This window comes from Phytohabitans aurantiacus (assembly GCF_027923225.1).
Classification (GTDB): domain Bacteria; phylum Actinomycetota; class Actinomycetes; order Mycobacteriales; family Micromonosporaceae; genus Phytohabitans; species Phytohabitans aurantiacus.
Window position 1 is genome coordinate 105,231 of sequence record NZ_BSDI01000011.1, and the last position, 22,186, is coordinate 127,416.

At 70.9% G+C, this 22,186-nt stretch carries 19 protein-coding genes; 10 read left to right on the forward strand and 9 right to left on the reverse strand.

Going from position 1 to position 22,186, the window contains the following annotated elements; all coding sequences use genetic code 11:
- Positions 1–473 precede the first annotated feature (473 nt).
- From QMG73_RS14190 to QMG73_RS14215, 6 genes are all read right to left on the reverse strand, one after another.
- Positions 474–1,148, reverse strand: coding sequence for an O-methyltransferase (locus QMG73_RS14190; protein WP_281895530.1), 675 nt, complete (start codon positions 1,146–1,148; stop codon positions 474–476).
- A gap of 184 nt (positions 1,149–1,332) precedes the next feature.
- Positions 1,333–2,826: an alpha-amylase family glycosyl hydrolase gene (locus QMG73_RS14195; protein ID WP_281895533.1), complete on the reverse strand. Its 1,494-nt coding sequence runs from the start codon at positions 2,824–2,826 to the stop codon at positions 1,333–1,335.
- Positions 2,823–5,057, reverse strand: coding sequence for a malto-oligosyltrehalose synthase (treY, locus tag QMG73_RS14200; protein WP_281895536.1), 2,235 nt, complete (start codon positions 5,055–5,057; stop codon positions 2,823–2,825). The genes QMG73_RS14195 and treY overlap by 4 nt, the downstream gene beginning before the upstream one ends.
- 2 nt (positions 5,058–5,059) lie before the next feature.
- Complete coding sequence (gene glgX / locus QMG73_RS14205; protein ID WP_281895538.1) at positions 5,060–7,165, reverse strand: glycogen debranching protein GlgX; 2,106 nt, start codon at positions 7,163–7,165, stop codon at positions 5,060–5,062.
- A gap of 774 nt (positions 7,166–7,939) precedes the next feature.
- Positions 7,940–8,896 carry a DNA polymerase domain-containing protein gene (locus QMG73_RS14210; protein WP_281895540.1) on the reverse strand — a complete coding sequence of 319 codons (957 nt, stop codon included), beginning with the start codon at positions 8,894–8,896 and terminating at the stop codon, positions 7,940–7,942.
- On the reverse strand, positions 8,893–9,774 hold the full coding sequence (locus QMG73_RS14215) for a fructosamine kinase family protein (protein WP_281895542.1): 882 nt from the start codon (positions 9,772–9,774) through the stop codon (positions 8,893–8,895). The genes QMG73_RS14210 and QMG73_RS14215 overlap by 4 nt, the downstream gene beginning before the upstream one ends.
- 129 nt (positions 9,775–9,903) lie before the next feature.
- On the opposite strand from QMG73_RS14215, the gene QMG73_RS14220 reads away from it, so the two are divergent.
- Together QMG73_RS14220 and QMG73_RS14225 are read left to right on the forward strand one after the other, a co-directional pair.
- The gene (locus tag QMG73_RS14220) at positions 9,904–10,197 is read left to right on the forward strand and encodes a hypothetical protein (RefSeq protein ID WP_281895544.1); all 294 of its coding nucleotides are present in this window, start codon (positions 9,904–9,906) and stop codon (positions 10,195–10,197) included.
- A gap of 123 nt (positions 10,198–10,320) precedes the next feature.
- Entirely contained in the window at positions 10,321–10,701 is a 381-nt protein-coding gene (locus QMG73_RS14225; protein ID WP_281895547.1) for a VOC family protein, read from the forward strand.
- Positions 10,702–10,707: 6 nt separating this feature from the next.
- Here QMG73_RS14225 and QMG73_RS14230 read toward each other — a convergent pair whose 3' ends face one another.
- Together QMG73_RS14230 and QMG73_RS14235 are read right to left on the reverse strand one after the other, a co-directional pair.
- Entirely contained in the window at positions 10,708–11,817 is a 1,110-nt protein-coding gene (locus QMG73_RS14230) for an XdhC family protein (RefSeq protein WP_281895550.1), read from the reverse strand.
- Positions 11,810–12,385 carry a nucleotidyltransferase family protein gene (locus QMG73_RS14235; protein ID WP_407676796.1) on the reverse strand — a complete coding sequence of 192 codons (576 nt, stop codon included), beginning with the start codon at positions 12,383–12,385 and terminating at the stop codon, positions 11,810–11,812. The genes QMG73_RS14230 and QMG73_RS14235 overlap by 8 nt, the downstream gene beginning before the upstream one ends.
- 5 nt (positions 12,386–12,390) lie before the next feature.
- On the opposite strand from QMG73_RS14235, the gene QMG73_RS14240 reads away from it, so the two are divergent.
- Positions 12,391–13,530: an epoxide hydrolase family protein gene (locus QMG73_RS14240; RefSeq protein ID WP_407676797.1), complete on the forward strand. Its 1,140-nt coding sequence runs from the start codon at positions 12,391–12,393 to the stop codon at positions 13,528–13,530.
- Between the two features lie 466 nt (positions 13,531–13,996).
- Here QMG73_RS14240 and QMG73_RS14245 read toward each other — a convergent pair whose 3' ends face one another.
- Positions 13,997–15,523: a PucR family transcriptional regulator gene (locus QMG73_RS14245; protein WP_281895559.1), complete on the reverse strand. Its 1,527-nt coding sequence runs from the start codon at positions 15,521–15,523 to the stop codon at positions 13,997–13,999.
- Positions 15,524–15,637: 114 nt separating this feature from the next.
- Here QMG73_RS14245 and uraD point away from each other — a divergent pair, with 114 nt between their 5' ends.
- Genes uraD through pucD form a run of 7 tightly spaced genes read left to right on the forward strand, consistent with a single transcriptional unit; the run spans position 15,638 to position 22,182 of the window.
- Positions 15,638–16,126 (forward strand): 2-oxo-4-hydroxy-4-carboxy-5-ureidoimidazoline decarboxylase, encoded by a 489-nt coding sequence (gene uraD, locus QMG73_RS14250; protein ID WP_281895562.1) that lies wholly within the window; start codon positions 15,638–15,640, stop codon positions 16,124–16,126.
- Positions 16,123–16,449, forward strand: coding sequence for a hydroxyisourate hydrolase (uraH, locus tag QMG73_RS14255; protein ID WP_281895565.1), 327 nt, complete (start codon positions 16,123–16,125; stop codon positions 16,447–16,449). Before uraD ends, uraH begins: the two co-directional genes overlap by 4 nt.
- 2 nt (positions 16,450–16,451) lie before the next feature.
- Positions 16,452–17,306: a factor-independent urate hydroxylase gene (pucL, locus tag QMG73_RS14260; RefSeq protein ID WP_281895568.1), complete on the forward strand. Its 855-nt coding sequence runs from the start codon at positions 16,452–16,454 to the stop codon at positions 17,304–17,306.
- Positions 17,306–18,163 (forward strand): FAD binding domain-containing protein, encoded by an 858-nt coding sequence (locus QMG73_RS14265; RefSeq protein WP_281895571.1) that lies wholly within the window; start codon positions 17,306–17,308, stop codon positions 18,161–18,163. The genes pucL and QMG73_RS14265 overlap by 1 nt, the downstream gene beginning before the upstream one ends.
- 34 nt (positions 18,164–18,197) lie before the next feature.
- Positions 18,198–18,644 carry a (2Fe-2S)-binding protein gene (locus QMG73_RS14270; RefSeq protein WP_281895575.1) on the forward strand — a complete coding sequence of 149 codons (447 nt, stop codon included), beginning with the start codon at positions 18,198–18,200 and terminating at the stop codon, positions 18,642–18,644.
- Positions 18,641–19,975 carry an 8-oxoguanine deaminase gene (locus tag QMG73_RS14275; protein WP_281895576.1) on the forward strand — a complete coding sequence of 445 codons (1,335 nt, stop codon included), beginning with the start codon at positions 18,641–18,643 and terminating at the stop codon, positions 19,973–19,975. The genes QMG73_RS14270 and QMG73_RS14275 overlap by 4 nt, the downstream gene beginning before the upstream one ends.
- Positions 19,972–22,182, forward strand: a complete 2,211-nt coding sequence (pucD, locus tag QMG73_RS14280; RefSeq protein ID WP_281895577.1) for a xanthine dehydrogenase subunit D — start codon at positions 19,972–19,974, stop codon at positions 22,180–22,182. Before QMG73_RS14275 ends, pucD begins: the two co-directional genes overlap by 4 nt.
- The last annotated feature ends 4 nt before the right edge of the window (positions 22,183–22,186 follow it).

Genomic DNA, 22,186 nt, shown 5'->3' on the forward strand with positions numbered 1-22,186 from the left:
GACACGCCGTGCCGGGCTGGCGTGGGGGCGGACGCGCGCGGAGAAAGAGATCCAACCACGTGCGTTCGTCCTTGATCGGCGTGCGGGGCGTGGCGACACGCCGTCACGGGCGGGCGGCGGCGCCGGGGAGAGGACGGGCGCGGGCTGGGTTGCCCTCTTTCACCCACCTGTGGGTGGCCCGCAGGGCTAGGGCTTGTTGATCGACGCGCCGGACCCGATCTAGCCCAAGAGACATTGGGCTACCGCGGCGCCCGTCATGCCCCAGGCCGTTGCTCCCGCGGCCTCACCCTCTGCGGCTTCACAAACCGCGCGGACGTGGCAGCGAAATCCCTGATATTGCGGCCTCCGGGGGCGTTAGAGGCGACAAAAACAGGGATTCTGTTGGGATCTTGGGCGTGACTGGGCGCGGAGGGTGAGGCCGCGGGAGCAACGGCATCTACCGCGGCGGACGTCGCGGCAGCCCAGATCCTGGTTTAGACCTTCAAACGGATGGCCGCGACCGCGACGCCCGTTGACCAGTCGATCAGCGTGGGTAGGAGGCGGGCGTCGCGCGCTAGGTCCGCGCGGAAGGTCGCCACGCGCTCATGGTGCTCCGCGGGCCAGGTGGGGTGGGGGAGCAGGTCGTCCACGATGTAGAGGGCGCCGGGCGCGAGGTGGCGCAGCAGCAGGTCGCGGTCCTCGAATTTGCCGGTCATCCAATCGGCGAAGACGAGGTCGAAGGGCGGGCCTGAGTACCCGATCAGCCACGATCGTGCGTCGGCGACGGTGACCTGCGCGCGGGGGTCTGTACTGAGGACGTCGCGCGCCGTCGCGGCGGTCGTCGGGTCGACCTCGACGGTGGTCAGCCTCGCGTCGGGGGTCATCCCGGCTAGCAGCCACGCGGCGCCGACGCCAGTGCCGGTGCCGATCTCTAGGAAGCGGCCGCCGGGCTTGCTGGCGGCGAGCGTGCGCAGCAGCGAGCCGGTGTGGTCGTCGCAGGCCATGGTGAAGCCGAGCGCGGCCGCTGCGGCGCGCGCGGCGCGCACGAGCGCTGGCACGTCGCCGGGCGGCGGCGCGTCCGGCGGCGGTGCGTTACCAGGTGGCGGCGCGTCGCTGGGCGGCGGTGCGTCGCCGGGCGGCGGTGCGTCCGGCGGTGGCGCGTCGATCAAGGAAACCTCCGTCGATCAAGGGCGAATGCACGCGGAAAAGAGATCCAACCACGTGCGTTCGCCCTTGATCGACGGGAAAAGCGCGGGCCGCGCGCGGAGGCCAGGCGCGGCCGGACCGTGCGGACCGCGCGGACGCCGGACGCCGGGCGCTGGGCGTGCGGGGGGCGGGGACGCACTCTCGCTGTTAGCGGTCGAAGCGGGCGCAGGACACTACCGCCGCTGACTCGCCGGGCAGGTCGGCTGAGTCGTGGACCAGTGCCAACCCGGGCTCGGTCGCGACCAGGACGGAGCGGGCGGTGCCGTGCAGGTTGACCCGTTGCGGCGTGCGGCGCAGGTTGGTGACGACCACGCTGCGGCCGCGCCGGATCGCGAGGAAGCTGGCACCGTGCCAGACGTCGGAGCGGCGCAGCATCGGCTGTGACAGGTCGGGGTGCGCGCGCCGCATCGCGATCAGCCGCCGGTACAGGTCGAACATGTCGCTGTGCTCGCGCTTGTCCAGCTCTGACCAGTCGAGGCTCGACAGGGCTCGCGCCTCGTGGGCCGGCCAGTGCGCTCCGGTCTCGCCGGGCGGACGGGCCGCCCACTCCTCGCCCATCTGGATGACCGGCGTGGACGGCGCGGTCATCAGCAGGGTGGCGCCGAGTCGCAGCATGCCGGGGGAGAGCGCGGTCAGCGGCCGGTCGGTGCCGCCCACGTCGGAGTATCGCTGGCGCAGGATCGTGAACAGCTGCTCCAGCGTGCCGAACTCGGCCCGGTAGCTGCGGTCGAGCGGGTCTTCCGGCTCCCAGAGCGCGGCGAGGTCGCCGGGCGCGGAGCGCGGCGTGATCAGGCGTGCGCCGACGCGGTCTGAGCCGGCGATCAGTGACAGCGGGCGGCCGAGCCGGGCGGACATGGTCTCGACCTGGATGGTCAGCTCCTCCAGCAGCCGCATCGCCTGGCGGTCGATCAGCGTGTGCGCGGCGTCGAGCCGGATGCCGTCGGCGTGGTAGTCGCGCAGCCACATCGACACGTTGTCGACGATGAAGCTGCGGATGCCGTCGGCGTGCGGCCCGTCGAGCGCGAGCGTGTGGCCCCAGGTGTTGACGACGTCGGCGAGGTACGGCCCCAGTCGGGGCGAACTGGCCTCGACGTGGTCGTAGTGCAGGTCGAGCACCACGGCGATGCCGCGCGCGTGGCAGGCGTCGACGAAGCGCTTGAGGCCGTCGGGGCCGCCGTAGGTGGGGTGCGGCGTGTACCAACAAGCGGTGTAGTGCAGCGGCCCGCGCTCGACGTTGACGGGGCGCAGCTCGACCGCGTCGACGCCCAGCGCCGTCAGGTGGTCGAGCTTGTCGATCGCCGCGTCGAACGTGCCCTCCGGTGTGAACGCTCCCACGTGCATCGCGTAGACCACGCCGCCGGTCAGCTCGCGGCCCGCCCAGTCACCGTCTGTCCAGCGGAACGCCGCGTGGTCGTAGGTGCGGCTCGGGCCGTGCACTCCATGCGGCTGCCAGCGCGAACGCGGATCGGGCAGCGCGTCTTCGGAATCGCCCAGCAGGTACGAATAGTCGGCGCCGTGCGTGGCGCAGTCGACCTCGACACGCCACCAGCCGGCGTCTTGCAGGGTCATTGGATGGTCGGTTCCGGCGACCCGCACGCGCATCGTCGGCGCGTCAGGAGCCCACACACTGAACCTGGTCACGATTTCACCACCAGGAGCGCTACTGGATAGGCGGACAGCATGTCGGACAGCGGCACCCGCCGGGCTTGCCATGTGCGTCCGGTAAGCACATCGCCCCACCGCCCCGGCGCCAACGCCAGCTTAGTGCCGCCCCAGCCGCCCCGAAATGCCAACTTCACCGGCAATCTGGTGGCGATCACGACAACGCCGCCCCGATCGAAGGTGAACGCGTGCTCGGCGGCCGGCCCCTCGACGGCTACCGGTTCGTAGCGGTCGAACGGGTGATCCCGGCGGGCGCGGAGCACGCGGCTGGTGACATGGAGCTTGGCGGCGCCCGTGGCGTCGACGGGCGGCAGCCACCCGGCGTCGATCCGGCGCAACATTTCCCGCCGGAGGGCGAAGTCGACCGGCCGGCGGTTGTCGGCGTCGACCAGGGAGTAGTCCCACAGTTCCGTGCCCTGGTAGGTGTCGGGCACGCCTGGCATGGCGAGCTGCACGAGCTTCTGCCCGAGCGAGTTCGTCCAGCCGTACGGTGTGATCGTCGCGACGAACGCGTCGATGTCCGCGCGCAGGTCCGGGTCGTCGTAGGCCCGGTCGGCCGCCGCGTGCAGCGCGGCCTCTGCCGCCACGTCAGGGTTCGCCCAGCTGGTCGCGGCCTCCCGGGCGGCTTTTTCGAGGTACGCGTGCAAGCGCTCGCGCTCGACCGGCCACGCGCCCGCCACCGTCTGCCAGAGCAACAGCGCGAGGCTCGCGTCGGCAAGCGGCGCGGCCCGCGTCCACCGGCGCAGCGTCGCCGCCCATTCCGCCGGCATTTCTGACAGTACCGCCAGCCGCGCCCGCACGTCCTCGGAGCGTTTGGTGTCGTGTGTGGACAGTGCGGTCATGCCGCGCGGCCAGTCGCGTTGTCGCACGGCGGCCGCCCGATGGAACGCCTCCGGCGTTACGCCGAAGCGGGCCGGGTCACCGCCCACCTCGTTCAGCGCGACGAACCGGGTGTGGCGGTAGTACGCGGTGTCCTCCACGCCTTTGGCCATGACCGCGCCCGTGTACTGCTGGAACCGCTGAGCCAACTCGTCGGCCGGGTCGGCGAGACGGGTGCTGAGCGAGGCGAGCGCCTCGGCTAGGTCCGGCCGCCTCCGTACGGCTTCGGTGCGGGCGGAGGCGAGGTGGCGGGCGCCCGCGGGCAGGTAGGAGCGGTACACCTCGAAGGCGGCCGCCAACTCGGCGAGCGCCTCGGCGGCGTGCGGCACGTTGGGCGCGAGCTGGGCGAGGCGGCCCAGTTCGGCGGCCAGCAGGGTGGTGGCGGCGCGCTTCTTGCCCTGGTACCTGATGCCGGGCCAGGAGGGCTCACCGGCGAGCCGGTGCAGGGGCTCTTCGCCGTCCGGGTCGACGAACAGGCCGCACACCTCGCCGAGCGCGTCGTACCCGGTGGTGCCGTCGACCGGCCATTCGCGGGGCAGCTGCTCGCCCGTTTCCAGGATCTTCTCGACGAGCAGCCACGCGTGCGGCGCCGCCTTTCGCAGCCTCGCCAGGTAGCCGGCGGGGTCGCGCAGCCCGTCCGGATGGTCCACGCGGATGCCGTCCGGCGCCCAGCGCAGTACCTCCCGATGGGTGGCCTCGAAGACCGCCGGGTCCTCGACGCGCAGACCGGCCAATGTGGACACCGCGAAGAACCGCCGGTAGTTGACGTCGGTGTCACCGAGCCGCCACGAGATCAGCCGGTAGTGCTGGCGCCGGTGCACGTCCTTGGGTTCGCCGTCACCGGTGCCGTCGGCGATGGGGAAACGCGATTCCTGGTACACCAACTCGCCGTCGACGACCTTCAGGTCATCCAGCGCGTTCGGGTCGTCGGCCAGTACCGGAAGCCGGAGCGGACCGCGCGACCAGTCGATGTCGAACCAGCCCGCGAACCGTGACTCGCGCCCGCGACGCAGCACGTCCCACCAGGCCGCGTTCGCCGCCGGCACGGCGACGCCCATGTGGTTGGGCACGATGTCGACGACCAGGCCGAGCCCATGGGCACGAAGCGCGTCGACCAGCCGTTCCCGGCCCGGCTCGCCGCCCAACTCCGGGTTGACCCGGGAGTGATCGACCACGTCGTATCCGTGTGTGGAGCCGGGTGCGGCGGTGAGCAGCGGTGCGGTGTAGAGGTGGGTGGCGCCGAGCGCGGCGAGGTAGTCGGCGAGGTCGGCGGTGGCGTGCAGATCGAAGTCCGGCCGCACCTGGACGCGATAGGTGCTTGCCGGCTTCATCCTCAGACCGCCCGGTCGAGAACCAGCAATGAGCGCTCAGGCACGCGGATTCGCGCACCCGCACCCACCATCGCGGGTGTGGACGGCCCGGCGTCGGCGGTGTCGACGACCGTCTGCCACTTCTCGGCGTACTCCTCCGGTGGGAGCACGAAGTCGACCGGCTCGTGGTGGCCGTTGAAGCACAGCAGGAACGAGTTGTCACACTGGCGTTCGCCGTACCGGCCACGCTCCTTGATGCCGTCGCCGTTGACGAATACCGCGAGCGCCCCGACGTCGCTGTCCCAGTCGGTGCCGTTCATCTGCCGGCCGTCCGGTGTGAACCACTCCATGTCGGCGACGGGTGTGGCGGCGTTGCGCGACTGGACGAGGCGGCCGGTGAAGAAGCGCCGTCGCCGGAACACCTTGTGCCGAGCCCGGAACGCGGTGAGCCGCCGGACGAACTCCAGCATCTGCTCGTCCACATTGTCCCAGTCCACCCAGGACAGTTCGTTGTCCTGGCAGTACCCGTTGTTGTTTCCGTGCTGGGTGCGGCCAAGCTCGTCGCCGTGGCTCAGCATCGGCACGCCTTGCGAGAGCAGGAGCGTGGCGAGGAAGTTGCGCCGTTGCCGGGCGCGCAGCGCGAGAATGTTCGCGTCGTCCGTGGGACCCTCGACACCGCAGTTCCACGATCGGTTGTAGCTTTCGCCGTCCCGGTTGTCCTCGCCGTTGGCTTCGTTGTGCTTATCGTTGTAGGACACCAGATCCGCGAGCGTGAACCCGTCGTGGCAGGTGACAAAGTTGATGCTGTGGAATGGCCGGCGCCCATCATCCTGGTACAGGTCGGCCGAGCCGCTGATCCGGCTGGCGAACTCGGCGAGTACCGGCGCGGAGCGCCAGAAGTCCCGGCTGGTGTCGCGGAACTTGCCGTTCCACTCCGTCCAGAGTGGAGGGAAGTTGCCCACCTGGTAGCCACCGGGCCCGATGTCCCACGGCTCGGCGATAAGCTTGACCCGGCTGACGACCGGATCCTGCTGCACCACCTCGAAAAACGTCGATAGCCGGTCGACCTCGTAGAACTCGCGGGCCAGGGCGGCCGCCAGGTCGAAGCGGAACCCGTCGACGTGCATCTCCTCGACCCAGTACCGCAGCGAGTCCATGATGAGCTGCAGTGTCTGCGGGCCGCGCATGTTGAGGCTGTTGCCGCAGCCGGTGTAATCCAGGTACTGCTGCGGTGCGTTGTCGGCCAGCCGGTAGTAGGCGGCGTTGTCGATGCCCTTGAAGGCCAGCGTCGGTCCGAGATGGTTGCCCTCGGCGGTGTGGTTGTAGACCACGTCGAGGATCACCTCGATGCCGGCGGCGTGCAGCGCGCGCACCATGCCGCGGAACTCCTGCACCTGCTGCCCGAGGTGGCCCATGGCCGAGTATCCGTGGTAGGGCGCGAAGTATCCGATGGTGTTGTAGCCCCAGTAGTTACGCTTGCCCTGCTCGGCGAGGCGATGATCGTGCACGAACTGGTGCACCGGCATCAGCTCGATCGCGGTGACACCGAGCCGGGTCAAGTGGTCGATCATCACCGGGTGCGCGATGGCGGCGTAGGTGCCGCGCAACTCCTCGGGGATGTCAGGGTGCCGCCAGGTGAGCCCCTTGACGTGCGCCTCGTAGATGAGCGTGTCGTGGTACGGAGTCCGGGGCGGGCGGTCGTTGCCCCAGTCGAAGTACGGGTTGACGACGACCGCCTTCGGCATGTGCGGGCCCGAGTCCGCTTCCGACATGCGCTCCGGGTGTTCCATGTCGTACCCGTACAGCGACGGGTGCCACGACACGTCCCCGTCGACCGCTTTGGCGTACGGGTCGAGGAGCAGCTTGTTGGGGTTGCACCGCAGCCCTCGGCCGGGATCATAGGGCCCGCGCACGCGGAAGCCGTACCGCTGGCCCGGCTCCACGCCGGTGAGGAAGACATGCCAGACGAACGCGTCGACCTCGGTCAGCTCGATCCGCTGCTCCGTACCGTCTGGGGCGAACAGGCAGAGGTCTACGCCTTTAGCCACCTCTGAGTAGATTGCGAAGTTTGTGCCTACCCCGTCGTATGTCGCGCCCAATGGATAGCGGCGCCCAGGCCAAACCAGCATGGTCGCCAGGGTACGTCGGATGATCACCTCATCTCGGGCATAGACACATCATTCGATCCGCAGATGTGTCCCACGTTGCGTCGGCGCGCGGCGCCGCTCCGCACCGCGCGCGGCGCCTTTGCCGCCGATCAAGGGCGAATGCACGTGGTTGGATCTCTCTTCCGCATGTCTTTGCCCTTGATCCATGCAGATCTCCTTGATCGACGTCGCTTCGGGGCGTGCGCTGCGTCGCACGCCGAGGCGCGGCGACAGCCCTCGCCGCGATCTTGCAGTTGTCATGGCGGAATGCCCGGTTTGGGCCGTGACAACTGCAAGATCGCGGCGTCCGACGCCCCTCGGGCCTCGCCCGGAGGCGCCAGACCCGCGATCAAGGAAGCAACGCCGTTGAGTCAAGCGCGAGGCCGGACGGCGCGTTGCGCGGATCGGGACGATCCGGTCGGGTGGCGGCGCCTAGCGGCGCCGGGCCCGCCGCGGTGATCGGGTTTGACGCGGAGCCAGCGCCCCTGGCTCGCCGCCGCCGATCAAGGACATCTTCAGCGATCAAGGGCAAATGCACGCGGAAAGAGATCCAACCACGTGCATTCGCCCTTGATCGGCGGCAAGCACCCGGCAAGCGCGGGCAGCGCACACAGAGCGAGCCGCGCGGCGCGTGCGCACAGCGAGCCGCGCACGCGGAGCACGTCGCGCGCAGAGCGAGCCGCGCGCAGAGCGTGCGCAGGGCGGGCCGCGCGCGCAGAGCGGGGTCCGCGGGCGGAGTGCTGGGAAAGCGGAGCGTTACTGGTCGGGGCGGCGGGCTCGGGCTCGGCGTTTGCCCTCGTGCATGGCCTGCACTCGGGCGATCGGGATCGTGTGCCCCTCCGCCACCAGCGCTTCAGGAAGGTGCTGCGGCGACGGGAGCCGCTCGGCCCACGGGTTGGCGCCCGCCAGCAGCCCCGGCGCCGTGTGGATCGTGAAGTCGGCCGGCACCACCGACTCGACGTCGTCCCAGGCCACCGGAAACGACACTGGCACACCAGGGCGCAGGCGTGGACTGTACGCCGCCACCACCGTCGCGCCGCCCGCCCGGGTCGAGTCGATGAAGACCTTGCCGCCGCGATCCTCACGGATGAACGCCGTGGTCGCGAGCACCGGGTCGAGCCGCTCGGCGCGCGCCGCGATCGCCCGGGTGGCGGCCGCGGCGTCGTCGAAGGGGGTGTCCGCCACCGGTACGAACACGTGTACGCCCTTGGCGCCGCTCGTCTTGACCGCCCCGGCCAAACCTACGTCGGTCAGCGCCTGCCGGACCAGCAGCGCCGCCCGCACCGCCTGCCGGAACGCGGGAACGCCATCGCCGGAGCCCTCCGGCGGATCCAGGTCGAGCACCAGGTGCGTCGGCCGGTCTCGCCGCTCGGTGCGCATCAGCGCCGGGTGATACTCGATCGCGCGCTGGTTCGCGAACCACATCAGCGTCCGCCGGTCGTCGCACAACGCATAAGAGACGTCGCGGTGCGAGGACTCCGCCCACATCGTCACCGTCCGCACCCACTCCGGCGTGTACTTGGGCACGTTCTTCTGCATGAACGGCTTCTGCCCACGCAGTACCCGGATCACCGACAGCGGCCGGTCCCGCAGCTCGGGGATGATCCGGTCGTGCATCGCGTCGAGGTACTCGACAAGATCCCGCTTGGTCGCACCAGACCCCTCGAACAGAGGCTGGTCGAGATTGGTGAGCGTCACCTCGTCGCTGCTCATGCCCTCACCCTCCGGAACGGCGCGATCGTCTTGCGAATCACATCGAGAGCACCCCACTCGCCGTCGCCGTGCGCGATCTGGCTGAGCAGTTCGCGCAAGTGAAGCAGCGGCATCCGGTCGCGCCAACCATCATGCGGCCACGCGACCTCCTCGTACACGTCGAAGAATGCCTCGGACGGAGCCGGCCGGTCACACGACCAGATCATGCTCAGATCCACCTCAGGCCACGTGTACGAGACGGCAGGATCGATCAGCACGGGCAAACCCGCGGCGTCCGCGAGCACGTTGCCCGTCCACAGGTCACCGTGCGTGAGGGCGGCGGGCTGATCGGGTACTAGATCCGGCAGTCGATCGCACAGATGCTCCAGCGCGCGGCGGTCGTCGGCGTCGAGCGCGGCCGATACCAGCGGCTCGGTCAACCACCGCAGGAGGCGGTGCTCGGCGAAGAACGCGTGCCCGTCGTCGCTCCACGTGTTGGTCTGCGGCAGCCGCCCGAGCCATCCGTCGCGGTGCCAGCCGAACCGTTCGGACCCCGTCGTGGTGTGCAGCGTCCCCACCATGTGCCCCAGTGTCGCCCAGAACTCGGCGGTGTCGAGGCGCGGTTCGACCGGTTCGAGCACCAGGAGGTCGGCCGTCGCCAGGCGTACCCCCGGGGTGTGGACACCCGGTACAGCCGCCAGCGCCCGGAGGCCCTCAGCCTCGACGGCGAAGATGTCGGCGCCCGGGTCGTCGAGGGTCTTGGCGAACAGCCGCGTGCCATCTTCCCTGGTAGCGAGCCCGGCGTGGGCGACGACGCCACCGGCCGCCGGCTCCAGCGAAACGATGTCGGTGAAGCCGCTAGCGGCGAGTCGCGCGGCGAGGAGATCGGTCTCCGTCATCCCGCGATTGTGTCGTACCCCGTTGTTACGTTCGGCCCAAGAGGAGGGTGATTTCTTTGTTCGACACCGATGAGTCCGCACCCGCTGCGCCGTCTAACCGTTCGACACAGGAAGAAGGAGATGAGTCCGATGATCGCGAAGGTTGACCCGCTCACCGCCGCTCGCGCGGAAGCGCTGTTCACCAGCCACCTGTCCACCAGCAGCAGCCCCACCGCGGCCGACGTCGCCGACGCGATCCGCTCCGCGGTGCGCGCCCATGGCGGCACCCGTGGCTGCGCCGCCGACGTGGCCGCTGCCTATGGCGACCACCCCGAGATCGCCGCGCCGCGCATGCGGTGGGCCCGGGGCGTCGTCGACGAAATTTACGGCGTTCGCCCAGCGCCGGTCACCCCCGATCAGCGAAGCTGGGCATTGGTGGCATAACCCCTCCGGGAGCGAGGGAGTTGGCGCGGCGGCGTCTGGACTGAGGAGCGAAGCGGCGAGGGAAGGCGTCGCCCTTCAGCGCCGCACGACCGAGCGACCCACAGGCGCAGTAGGGAGAGATCCATGTTTGGCGACACGAAGGCGTTCAGCAGCTTCTCCGTCGACGACCTGGCCAAGGCCAAGGAGTTCTACGGCGGCACGCTGGGGCTGCGGGTGAGCGACAGCGAGTTCGGGGTGGTGTTCCTGCACCCGGCAAACGGCGATAGCCGCATCATGGTCTACCCCAAAGACAACCACGCACCGGCAAACTTCACGGTGCTGAATTTCCCCGTCGACGACATCGACCAAGCGGTCGACGCTCTTACGGCACGGGGCGTCCGCTTCGAGCGGTACGACGGCTTCAAGCAGGACGAAAAAGGCATCGTGCGCGACGAGATGGGCCCGGGTATCGCCTGGTTCACCGACCCGGCGGGCAACATCATCGCGGTGCTCCAGGAGAGCTAGACGCGGCTAGCCGTGGATGCGGCCCTCTGTCTCGGTCAGGCGGCGCCCGTGACCGCCCCACTGACTCGCGATGATCTCGGCCGCGATGCTCACGGCGGTCTCCTCCGGGGTCCGCGCACCGAGGTCGAGCCCGATCGGTGACGACAGCCGCCCCAGCGCGGCATCGCCGACACCGGCCTCACGCAACCGCGCGAGGCGGTCGTCGTGTGTGCGGCGGGAGCCCATCGCGCCGACGTAGGCGAGCGGCATCTCCAGGGCGATCCGCAACACCGGTACGTCGAACTTTGGGTCGTGTGTGAGCACGCAGACGACGCTGCGCTCGTCGAGCCGGCCCGCTTCCGCCTCGGCCGCCAGGTACTTGTGTGGCCACGCCACCACCACCTCGTCGGCCTCCGGGAAGCGGCGCTGGGTAGCGAAGACCGGTCGGGCGTCGCAGACGGTCACGCGGTAACCGAGGAAGGCGCCGATCCGGGCGACCGCCGCCGCGAAGTCGATCGCGCCAAAGACGATCATCCGGGGTCGCGGCGCGTACGACCGCACCAGCACGCTCAGCCCACCGCCCCGGCGCTGCCCGTCCGGGCCGTAGTGCAGCACGCCGGTACGCCCGGCGGCGAGCAGCCCGCGCCCGTCGTCGGTGGCGGCGTCATCGAGCCGTGCCGAGCCGAGGGTGCCGTCTCGCCGGTCCGGCCAGATCACCAGGTGGCGGCCGAGCCGCTCTTCCGGCCCTTCGACACAGGTGAGTACACCCACCGGCACCTGCTTGTCGATCGACTCGGCCACGTCAGCAAGCTGCGGAAAGGTCTCCCGGTCGACCCGTTCGACGTACAGCTCGATGGTGCCCCCGCACGTCAGGCCCACCGAGAAGGCGTCGTCGTCGCTCACCCCGTACCGCTGAAGGCGCGGTGGCCCACCGGCGACGGCCTCCTGGCAGAGCTCGTAGACCGCGCCCTCCACGCACCCGCCCGACACGCTGCCGACGGCCGTGCCGTCCGGCCCGACCAGCATGGTCGCGCCCGGCGGGCGCGGCGCGCTGCTCCACGTCGCGACGACCGTGGCCATGCCCACCGGCTTGCCCTCGCGCCACCACGGAAGCAGGTCGTCGATGACCTCACGCATGAGACCCAGTGTGCTCCTCGGGCGTGTCCACGTCACGATCGTCGGCTACGTCCTCGCACGGCACGATCCGCACCGGGTGCGCCGAAAGGTAGGGCCGGGCGCCCACGTCGCCGGTGGCCAGCCCCGCGACACCGGCCCAATGATCCCGTCCCAGCAGCACGGGGTGGCCGCGCCGGCCGGCGTACCCGGCCATGGCGAGGACGTCGGGCCCGGACAGCGCGACGAGCCTGCGCACGGCGGCGGCCGTGACTCCGGGTTGGTCGACCAGCAGCACGACGGCGGCCTCGGCGTCGGTGGCGGCCAGGGCCGCGAGGCCGGCGCGCAGCGACGAGCCCATGCCGGTCGGCCAGTCCGGGTTGACGACGGCTCGATCCAGACGGGCCTCGGCCTGGACCTGGTCGGCGGCCGCGCCGAGCACCACGACCACCGGTGCGCAACCGCCGTCGCGGAGGGTGGCGGCGGCGTGCTCGACGAGCAGCCGCCCATCGCGGCGGACCAGGGCCTTCGGCATCCCGTACCGCCGGCCGGCGCCAGCGGCGAGCAGCAGTCCAGCGGCGGTCACGGTCATACTCTATGCCGGTGGAACCCTTTCAGATCCACGTCGACGACGCGGTCCTCGACGACCTGGCCGCGCGACTGCGGCACACGCGCTGGCCCGACGCGGCGCCCGGCGAGCCGTGGTCGCAGGGCACCGACCTCGCCTACCTGCGCGACATCGTGGCGTACTGGGCGGATGGCTTCGACTGGCGTGCGCGAGAGCGGGAGCTCAACCGGTTTCACCATTTTCGGACGGTGGTCGACGGCGTGTCGCTCCACTTTGTACACGAGCGTGGGCGTGGGCGTGGTGGTGGGGTGCCGCTCATCCTGACCCACGGCTGGCCGAGCACGTTTCTGGAAATGCTGGCGCTGGTGCCGATGCTGGTCGAACGTGGCTTCGACGTGGTGGTGCCGTCGCTGCCCGGGTACGGCTTCTCGGAGCGGCCGGCGCGCACCGGCGTCACCACGCGGTACGTCGCGGGGCTGTGGCACCGGTTGATGCGGGAGCTCGGATACGAGCGGTACGGGGCGCACGGGTCGGACTTCGGATCGGCGGTCACCACGTACATGGCGCTGGACGACCCGTCGCCGCTCGTGGGGATACACCTGAGCAACCTCGACGTGGCGCCGTACACCGGGCCGGGATCGCGGCCACTGTCCGAAGAGGAGCGTGCGTACGTCGCGCACAACACGGGTTGGTGGCGGGCCGAGGGCGGCTACAAGGAGGTACAGGCGACGAAACCGCAGTCGCTCGGGTACGCGCTGACCGACTCGCCGGCCGGGTTGGCAGGGTGGATCCTGGAAAAGTGGCGGTCGTGGTCCAATTCGGACGGTGATGTGGATGGGCGCTTCGGGCGCGACTTCCTCCTGACAACCCTTACCCTGTACTGGGTGACCGGCAGCATCACCACCTCGATGCGAGACTATTACGACAACAGGTGGTCAGCCTCGCCGCTCGGTCCGGACGACATCGTGCGGGTACCGACCGCGGTGGCCGCCTTCGACAACAACTTCTCGGACGAGGGCGCCGCGCCGCGCGAATGGGCCGAGCGGCTCTACAACGTGGTCCGCTGGACCCGGATGCCGCGCGGCGGCCACTTCGCCGCAGCCGAGGAGCCGAAGTTGGTGGCGGACGACCTGACCGCCTTCTTCACCACAGTGAACACACCGCCCTAGCGGCGCCCGCCCGCGCGCGCCCGCCCGCGCCTGCGCGTCCCGCGCCGCTTTGCCCGCCGATCAAGGGCGAATGCACGTGGTTGGATCTCTTTTCCGCGTGCATTCGCCCTTGATCCACCCGGACTTCCTTGATCGCGGGTCTGGTGAGCTGCGTGGCGAGGCCCGAGGGGCGTCGGGCGCCCGCGATCTTGCAGTTGTCACGGCCCAAACCAGGCATTCCGCCATGACCACTACAAGATCGCGGCCGGGTCGCGTCGCCGCGACGCGGCGACGCGGCGCATGCCCCGAAGCGACGTCGATCAAGGAGATCTGCATGGATCAAGGGCAAAGGCACGCGGAAAAGAGATCCAACCACGTGCATTCGCCCTTGATCGGCGGAAAAGGCGCCTGCGGCGAGCCGCGCGGCCACCGTGCGGAGCCGCGCGCCGCGCGCCGCGCGGCGCGGCGGGCGGCCTGCGTTGGGCTGTTAGGGGGTCAGGTGGAGGGCTAGGAAGAGGTCGACGCGGTCGGCGAACGCTGTCAGATCTCTGCCGGTCAGGGCCTCGATGCGGCCGACGCGGTAGCGCAGCGTGTTGACGTGTACGTGCAGCCGCTCGGCGCAGCGCGTCCACGAGCCGCCGCAGTCCAGGAAGTCGCCGAGCGTCCTGACCAGGTCGGCGTCGTGCGCGCGGTCGTAGTCGAAGAGCGGCCCGAGCAGGCGCTCCCGGAAGGCGGCGCGCGCCTCCATCGGTACCCGGGCCAGCAGGAGTTGATATGACGCCAGGTCGCTGGACGCGACCACGGCCGTGCGGCCGGCGGCGGACCGGTATGCGTGTCTGGCCTCCTCGACGGCGCCCGCCAGCGTCGACGGGCCCGTTGCCGGACCGCTGACGCCGATCGCGAGCTGGCCCGAGCCCAGGCCGGGCGCGAGCGCGTCGATCGCCGTGCGCAGCGCGGCGGCGATGTCGGCGCCCGGTGGCGCCGCGACGAGGGCGAGCACCCCCGCCTCGGGCAGGGGTGTCACCACGGGGCGGTCGGTGACTGTGCGTAGCGCCTCTTGCAGTACCGCGAGGGCCAGCTCGGGCGGGGCGCGCAGGCCGGTCAGGTCGGCGACCACCGCGACGAGCGTCGCGTCGGGAGCGAGGCCGCACGACAGCAGCCCGGCCCGCACGTCGGCCGGCTCGGCGCCGGTCGCCAGGAGGTGGCCGAGGCCGTCGGCGAGGCGGTGTTCGACGCGGACGACCTCGTCGAGCTGGGTGCGTTCGAGTACCGCGAGGCTGGCGAGCTCGTCGAGGGCTTCCGGCGGGCGGTGCGTGTCGCCTTCGGCGGGACACGCGAGGAACCAGGATGCCAGGCGGTGTTCGGGCCGGCCGGGCACGGCGACGAGGTGGTATCGCTGGCCGTCGACGGTGACCACGGCGGGAAGCCGGCTGGCGGCCAGGAACGCCCGCGCGAGCGCCGCGGCCGGGGCGCCCAGCGGCGCGGTGCCGGCGATCAGCCGCCCGGCCGGTGACAGGATCCAGCAGGCCACGCCCAGGTCGGCGGCCATGGGCGGGAGTAGGTCGGCCAGGCGGGCACCCGCGGCCATCGCCGCCATAAGGCCACGCTGGCGCCCGAGTACCGAGGCGAGGCCGCTCGCGCGGTGCGCCCAGAGCGACTGGTTGACCTGGTCGACGATCTCCCGGAAGGACACCTCGACGGGTACCTCGAACAGCGGCACGCCGTGGCGCCGGCACGCGGTGACCAGGTCAGGCGGCACTGAGCCGTAAACCGCGTCGCCGGCACCGATCGCGGTGACCCCGCCGGCTGCGCACGCCGCGACGAACGCCTCCGAGTCGCCGGGCTCGCGCCGCCACATGAGGCCGGTCAGCACCACCTCGCCGCCGGCCAGATAGCGGCGCGGATCGGGGAGATCTGTCACGTATATCCGGTTCACCGGCCGATCGGCGCCCTGGTCTCCGGTGAGCAGGGCGAGCTTCAGCCGGGGCTGGTCGAGCAGCTCGTGCAGCAGCATCGCGGATCCTTCGGGCCGTTTGGAGGAACCTACGAAAACCATACGGCGACCGTGTATCGGTTTCGGTGTTGTCGCCGCTTCTACGACGTAACGGCCGACTGTTGTACTCGTCCAATGGGGGAACTCGCGCAGTTCAACGCCCTATCGGTAGCCGACGCGGAACACGAGCTGCTCGCCTGCTGTGCCGCTCCCGCGTGGGCCCGGGAGGTCGCCGCTGGCCGGCCGTACCGGGACGTGCTGGCGCTCCGCGCGGCGGGTGATCGCGCGGGGCGGCACCTGACCTGGGAGGACGCCGCGCAGGCCCTGGCCGCGCACCCGCGCATCGGCGAGCGGCCCGCGGGCGACGACCGGGAGGCGGCTTGGTCGCGCCGCGAGCAGGCCGGCGTCGCCGAGTCGGCCAAGGAGTCGCTCGCGGAGGCGAACAGGGCGTACGAGGAGCGCTTCGGGCATGTCTTCCTGATCTTCGCGACGGGCAAGACCGACGCGGAGATGCTGGCGGCCGCCCGGGAGCGCCTGGCGAACGACGAGGAGACCGAGCGGGGCGTGGTGCGGAACGAACTACGCAAGATCGCGTTGCTGCGGCTGGAGCGGCTCGTGTCATGAGCCTTTCCACGCACGTACTGGACAACGCCACCGGCACGCCGGCCCGGGGGGTGCCGGTGAGGCTGGAACGCCGCGACGGCGACAGCTGGTCGCCGGTCGCCGCGGGCGAGACCGACGCCGACGGGCGGCTGCGCGATTGGGTACCGGAGGGGGAGTGGCGGGCGGCCGTGTACCGGCTGGTGTTCGACACGGCCGTCCACCTTGGACCCGATGCGTTCTTTCCGGAGGTGGCGGTGGTCTTCCAGGTCGCCGACACCGGGAGGCACCACCACGTGCCGCTCCTGCTCAGCCCGTACGCCTACACCACCTATCGGGGGAGTTGACGATGAGTATCGTGCTGGGCCCCAACCAGTACGGCAAGGCGGAGACGCGCGTCGTACGGGTGGTGCGCGACGGCGCACGGCACGAGCTGCGCGACCTCAACGTCAGTGTCGCGCTGGCCGGTGACCTGGCCGGCACCCACCTCACGGGCGACAACACGGCGGTACTCCCGACCGACACCCAGAAGAACACCGTGTACGCGTTCGCGAAGCGGTACGGCATCGGTGAGCCGGAGGAGTTCGGGCTGCGGCTGGCGCGGCACTTCGTCGCGTCGCAACCGTCGATCGGCCGGGCGCGCGTGTCCATCGAGCAGTACGCGTGGCGGCGGCTCGGCCCGCACTCCTTCCAGCGCGACGGTGGCGAGACACGCACGTGTGCGGTCACAGTGGACAGTGACGGCGAGTGGGTGGTCTCCGGCCTCACCGACCTGGTACTGCTGAACTCCACCGACTCGGAGTTCTGGGGGTACGCGAAGGACGAGTACACGACGCTGCCGGAGACGAAGGACCGCGTGCTGGCGACGGCGGTGTCCGCGCGGTGGCTGCACGCCTCTTCCACTATGGACTGGGCGGCCTCCTACGACGGCGTGCGCGCCGCGCTCGTTGCCGCTTTCGTCGAGACGTACAGCCTGTCGCTCCAGCAGACCCTCTACGCGATGGGGCGTCGGGTGCTGGAGGAGCGGCCCGAGATCGCCGAGGTGCGGCTGGCCCTGCCCAACAAGCACCACCTCCTCGTCGACCTGTCGCCGTTCGGGCTCGACAACCCCAACGAGGTCTTCGTCGCCGCCGACCGTCCATACGGGCTGATCGAAGGCTCAGTGCTGCGTGCCGGCGCGTCACCGGTCGACGGGGCGTTCTGATGGACTTCCTGCGACCTTCCACATGGGACGAGGCGCTGGCGGCCAAGGCGGCGCATCCCGACGCGGTACCCATCGCCGGCGGCACCGACGTGATGGTGGAGCTGAACTTCGACCGCCGCCGCCCACCCGCGCTTCTCGACCTGACCCGGGTCGCACCGCTCACCGAGTGGGGCACCGACGGCGACCTGTTGCGGGTGGGAGCCGGTGTCTCGTACCGCCGGATCATCGAGGAGCTCGGCTCCCGGCTACCCGGCCTGGCGATGGCGTCCCGCACGGTCGGCTCGCCGCAGATCCGCAACCGTGGCACGGTCGGCGGCAACCTCGGCTCGGCATCGCCCGCTGGCGACGCGCACCCGCCGTTGCTCGCCGCTGGCGCGCTGGTGGAGCTGGCGTCGGTACGCGGAGTGCGGCGGGTGCCGGTCGATGGGTTCTTCCGCGGTCCGAAACGGAGCGTGCTGGAGCCTGACGAGCTGATCGCCGGGTTCCTCGTACGGCCGGGCGGGGCGCAGCAGTTCGCGAAGGTGGGCACGCGGAACGCGATGGTGATCGCGGTGTGTTCGTTCGCGCTGTCGCTGTCTCTTGAGACGCGGAGCGTCGGCACCGGTATCGGGTCGGCGGCGCCGACGCCGCTGCGGGCAACGGAGGCCGAGGAGTTTCTCTCCAGAGAGCTGGACTGGGAGGCGCGCGGCCCGGTGCCTCCATCGGTGGCGCAGCGCTTCGGTGAGCTGGTCGCCGCGGCAGCGTCGCCGATCGACGACGTGCGCGGCACCGCGGCGTACCGGAGCCACGCGCTGTCGGTGCTCGCACGCCGCACGCTCGCGTGGGCCTGGAAGGGGTTCCGGGAGGTCGGGCCATGAGTGCCGCGCGGCAACACCGGGAAGGAAATCGAGCATGAGGCTGAACTGCACGGTCAACGGGGAGGCTCGGCAGGCCGACGACGTGTGGGCGGGCGAGAGCCTGCTCTACGTGCTGCGCGAGCGGCTCGGATTGCCGGGCAGCAAGAACGCCTGCGAGCAGGGCGAGTGCGGCTCGTGCACGGTCTACATGGACGGCACACCGGTGTGCGCCTGCCTGGTCGCGGCGGGTCAGGCCGAGGGGCGCGACGTGGTGACCGTCGAAGGCATCGCCGACGGGCCCGTGCAGCAGGCGTTTCTGGCGGCCGGCGCGGTCCAGTGTGGATTCTGTACTCCCGGACTGGTGGTCGCGGTGCACGACCTGCTGGCCCGTGACTCAGCGCCGACCGACCCCGAGATCCGCGAGGCGTTGGCGGGCAACCTGTGCAGATGCACGGGGTACGAGAAGATCCTCGACGCGGTCCGGCTGGCGGTACAGCGATGATGATCATCGAGGGTTGCGCGGTGGCCACAGTGGACGCGGCCGGCACCGAGTACGCCGAAGGGCATGTCGCCGTCGAAGACGGCCGGATCGTCGCGGTGGGCGCCGGCCGGTACCCCGGACCGGGGGAGCGGGTCGACGGCACCGGCTGCCTCGCCACGCCCGGCCTCGTCAACACCCACCACCACCTCTACCAGTGGGCCACGCGCGGGCTCGCCCAGCAGGAGAACCTGTTCGGCTGGCTGACGGAGCTGTATCCCATCTGGGCGCGCCTCGACGAGCAGGTGGTGGCCGACACGACGGCCGCCGGACTCGGCTGGCTGGCCCTTTCGGGCTGCACGACCAGCTCCGACCACCACTACGTCTTTCCCAGCGGGGCCGGCGACCTGGTGGCCGCCCAGGCCAACGCCGCGGCCGAGATCGGGCTGCGCTTCCACCTGTGCCGCGGCTCGATGGACCTCGGTAAGTCAGCCGGCGGCCTGCCGCCCGACGAAGTGGTCGAGGACACCGAGGCGGCACTCGCCGGCACCGAGGCTGCCATTGACCGGTACCACGATCCGGCGCCGGACGCGATGCTGCGGGTGGCCGTGGCACCGTGCTCGCCGTTCTCGGCCACCGGGAAGCTGATGACCGAAGCCGCGGCGCTCGCCCGCCGGCGCGGCGTGCGGCTGCACACCCATCTCGCCGAGACCGTGGAGGAAGAGGAGTACTGCCGGGAGAAGCATGGCTGCACCCCGGTCGAGTACGCCGAACGGCTCGGCTGGCTGGGTGACGACGTGTGGCACGCGCACGCCGTGCATCTCGACGCGAGCGCTGTGGCCAAGTTCGGCGCCACCGGCACCGGGGTGGCCCACTGTCCCAGCTCGAACGCGCGGCTGGGCGCGGGCGTGTCACCGGTACCCGATCTGCTGGCCGCTGGCGCGCCCGTCGGCCTCGGTGTCGACGGGTCCGCGTCGCAAGAGGCGAGCCAGCTCGGTGGCGAGCTGCGACAGGCGCTGTACGCCGCGCGGCTGCGTAGCGGGCCGGCGGCACTGACCGCCCGGCAGGCACTGTCGGTCGGCACCATCGGCGGTGCGCGCTGCCTTGGCCGGTCCGAGGAGCTGGGTTCGCTCGAGCCCGGCAAGCTCGCCGACGTCGCGCTGTGGCGGATCGACGGCCTGGGTCACGCCGGCATCGACGATCCCGTGGCGGCACTGGTGTTCGGCCCACCGGCCACTGTGGAGCTGCTCCTCGTCGGTGGCCGGCCGGTGGTCGAGGCGGGACGCCTGCGCACCGCCGACGAGCGCGACCTGGCCCGGCGCACCGTCCGGGCGCACGAAAGGCTCCTGCGATGACCACTGTGGAGGCTGGCGTCGCCGGCGGGGTGGGCACGAGTCCCAAGCGCCCCGACGGTGGGCTGAAGGTACGGGGGGAGTTCGCGTTCTCCTCGGACCTGTGGGCCGACGACATGCTGTGGGGCGCGACGCTGCGCAGCCCGCACCCGCACGCCCGCATCCGTGGCATCGACATCACCGCGGCGGTCGCGCTTCCCGGCGTCTACGCGGTTCTCACCCACGAGGACGTGCCGGGCGCCAAACGGTACGGGTTGGAGATCGTCGACCAGCCGGTGCTCGCGATGGGCGAGGTGAAGTACCAGGGCGAGCCCGTCGCCGTCGTGGCGGCCGACCACCCGGAGACCGCCCGCCGGGCCGCCGCCCGGATCGTCGTCGACTACGAGGTGCTGCCCGCCGTCACCGAGGCATCGCTGGGTGTCCTCTTGCGACACGTGCCCATCCGCACCGGCGACCCGGATGCGACGGCTGACGTGGTCGTCACGGGCGAGTACCAGGTGGGCATGCAGGATCAGGCGTTCCTGGGTCCCGAGTCAGGACTCGCGGTGCCGGCCGAAGACGGCGGCGTCGACCTCTACATCGCCACGCAATGGCTGCACGTCGACCAGAAGCAGGTCGCCGATTGTCTCGGTCTGCCCGCCGAGAAGGTGCGGCTCACGCTCGCCGGTGTCGGTGGCGCGTTCGGTGCCCGCGAAGACCTCTCGATGCAGGTGCACGCGAGCCTGCTGGCGCTACACACTGGACGGCCGGTGAAGATGGTGTACGGCCGGGAGGAGTCGTTCTTCGGCCACGTGCACCGGCACCCGGCCACAATGTGGTACGAGCACGGCGCCACCCGCGACGGAAAGCTCGTGTACGTCAAGGCGAAGATCGTGCTCGACGGCGGCGCGTACGCCTCCAGCTCCACCGCCGTCGCCGCCAACGCCGCCACCCTGGGCATCGGCCCCTACGAGGTGCCAAACGTCGTGATGGACGCCTCCGTGTACTACACGAACAACCCGCCGTGCGGCGCGATGCGCGGGTTCGGCGCGGTGCAGGCGTGCTTCGCGTACGAGTCCCAAATGGACAAACTCGCTTCCGCGTTGGGTCTCGATCCGGTGGAAGTGCGGCTGCGTAACGCGATGACCACCGGATCGCGCATGCCCACCGGGCAGATCGTGGAGGGCCCGGCGCCAGTGGCTGACCTGCTGATCAGGGTGCGGTCGGCGCCACCGGCACCGGAAGGCAGCGGCGACCTCCGCGAAATGCCCGGCGGCGTATCGAATACGACGCACGGCGAGGGCGTGGTCCGCGGCATCGGTTACGGCATCGGCATCAAGAACGTCGCGTTCTCCGAAGGCTTCGACGACTACGCCACCGCGCGGGTCCGCCTGGAGCTCATCGGCGGCGAGCCGGCGGTACTCGTACACACCGCCGCCGCCGAGGTCGGCCAGGGCCTGGTGACCGTACAGGCGCAGATCGCGCGCACCGAGCTCGGTGTCGAGCGCGTGACGGTGGCGACCGCCGACACGTCGGTGGGCAGCGCGGGTTCGTCCTCGGCGTCCCGGCAGACGTACATGACCGGCGGTGCCGTGCGGGCCGCCTGCCAGGCGGTGCGGGCAGCGCTACTCGCCCGGGTCGGCGGCGCCCGCCTCGACGGCGGCAAGGTGCTGTCGGACAGTGGCGCGGTCATCGCCGACCTGGCTTCCGTCATCGGCGACGGGCCGATCGAGGAGACCGTCGAGTGGCGGCACCGGCCCACATATCCGCTCGATCCGGTGACCGGGCAGGGAAATGCCCACGTGCAGTACGCGTTCGCCGCCCACCGGGCCACCGTCGACGTCGACGTCGAACTGGGCCTGGTGCGGGTGGTCGAGATCGTGACCGCGCAGGACGTGGGCAAGGCGGTCAACCCGCTCGCCGTCGAGGGCCAGATCCACGGGGGCACCGCGCAAGGGCTCGGCCTCGCCCTCATGGAGGAGATTCAGATGGTGGACGGCATCGTGCGAAACCCGTCATTCACCGACTATCTGATCCCTACAATCCTCGATATGCCGCCGATGAAGGTCGACGTCCTCGAAATGGCCGACCCGCACTCGCCCTACGGGCTCCGCGGCGTCGGCGAGCCGCCGACGATCTCATCCACCCCGGCGGTGGTCGCGGCCGTCAGGGCCGCGACCGGCAAGGCGCTGACGCGGGTACCGGTGCGGCCCGAGCACATCGTCGGCTAACCCC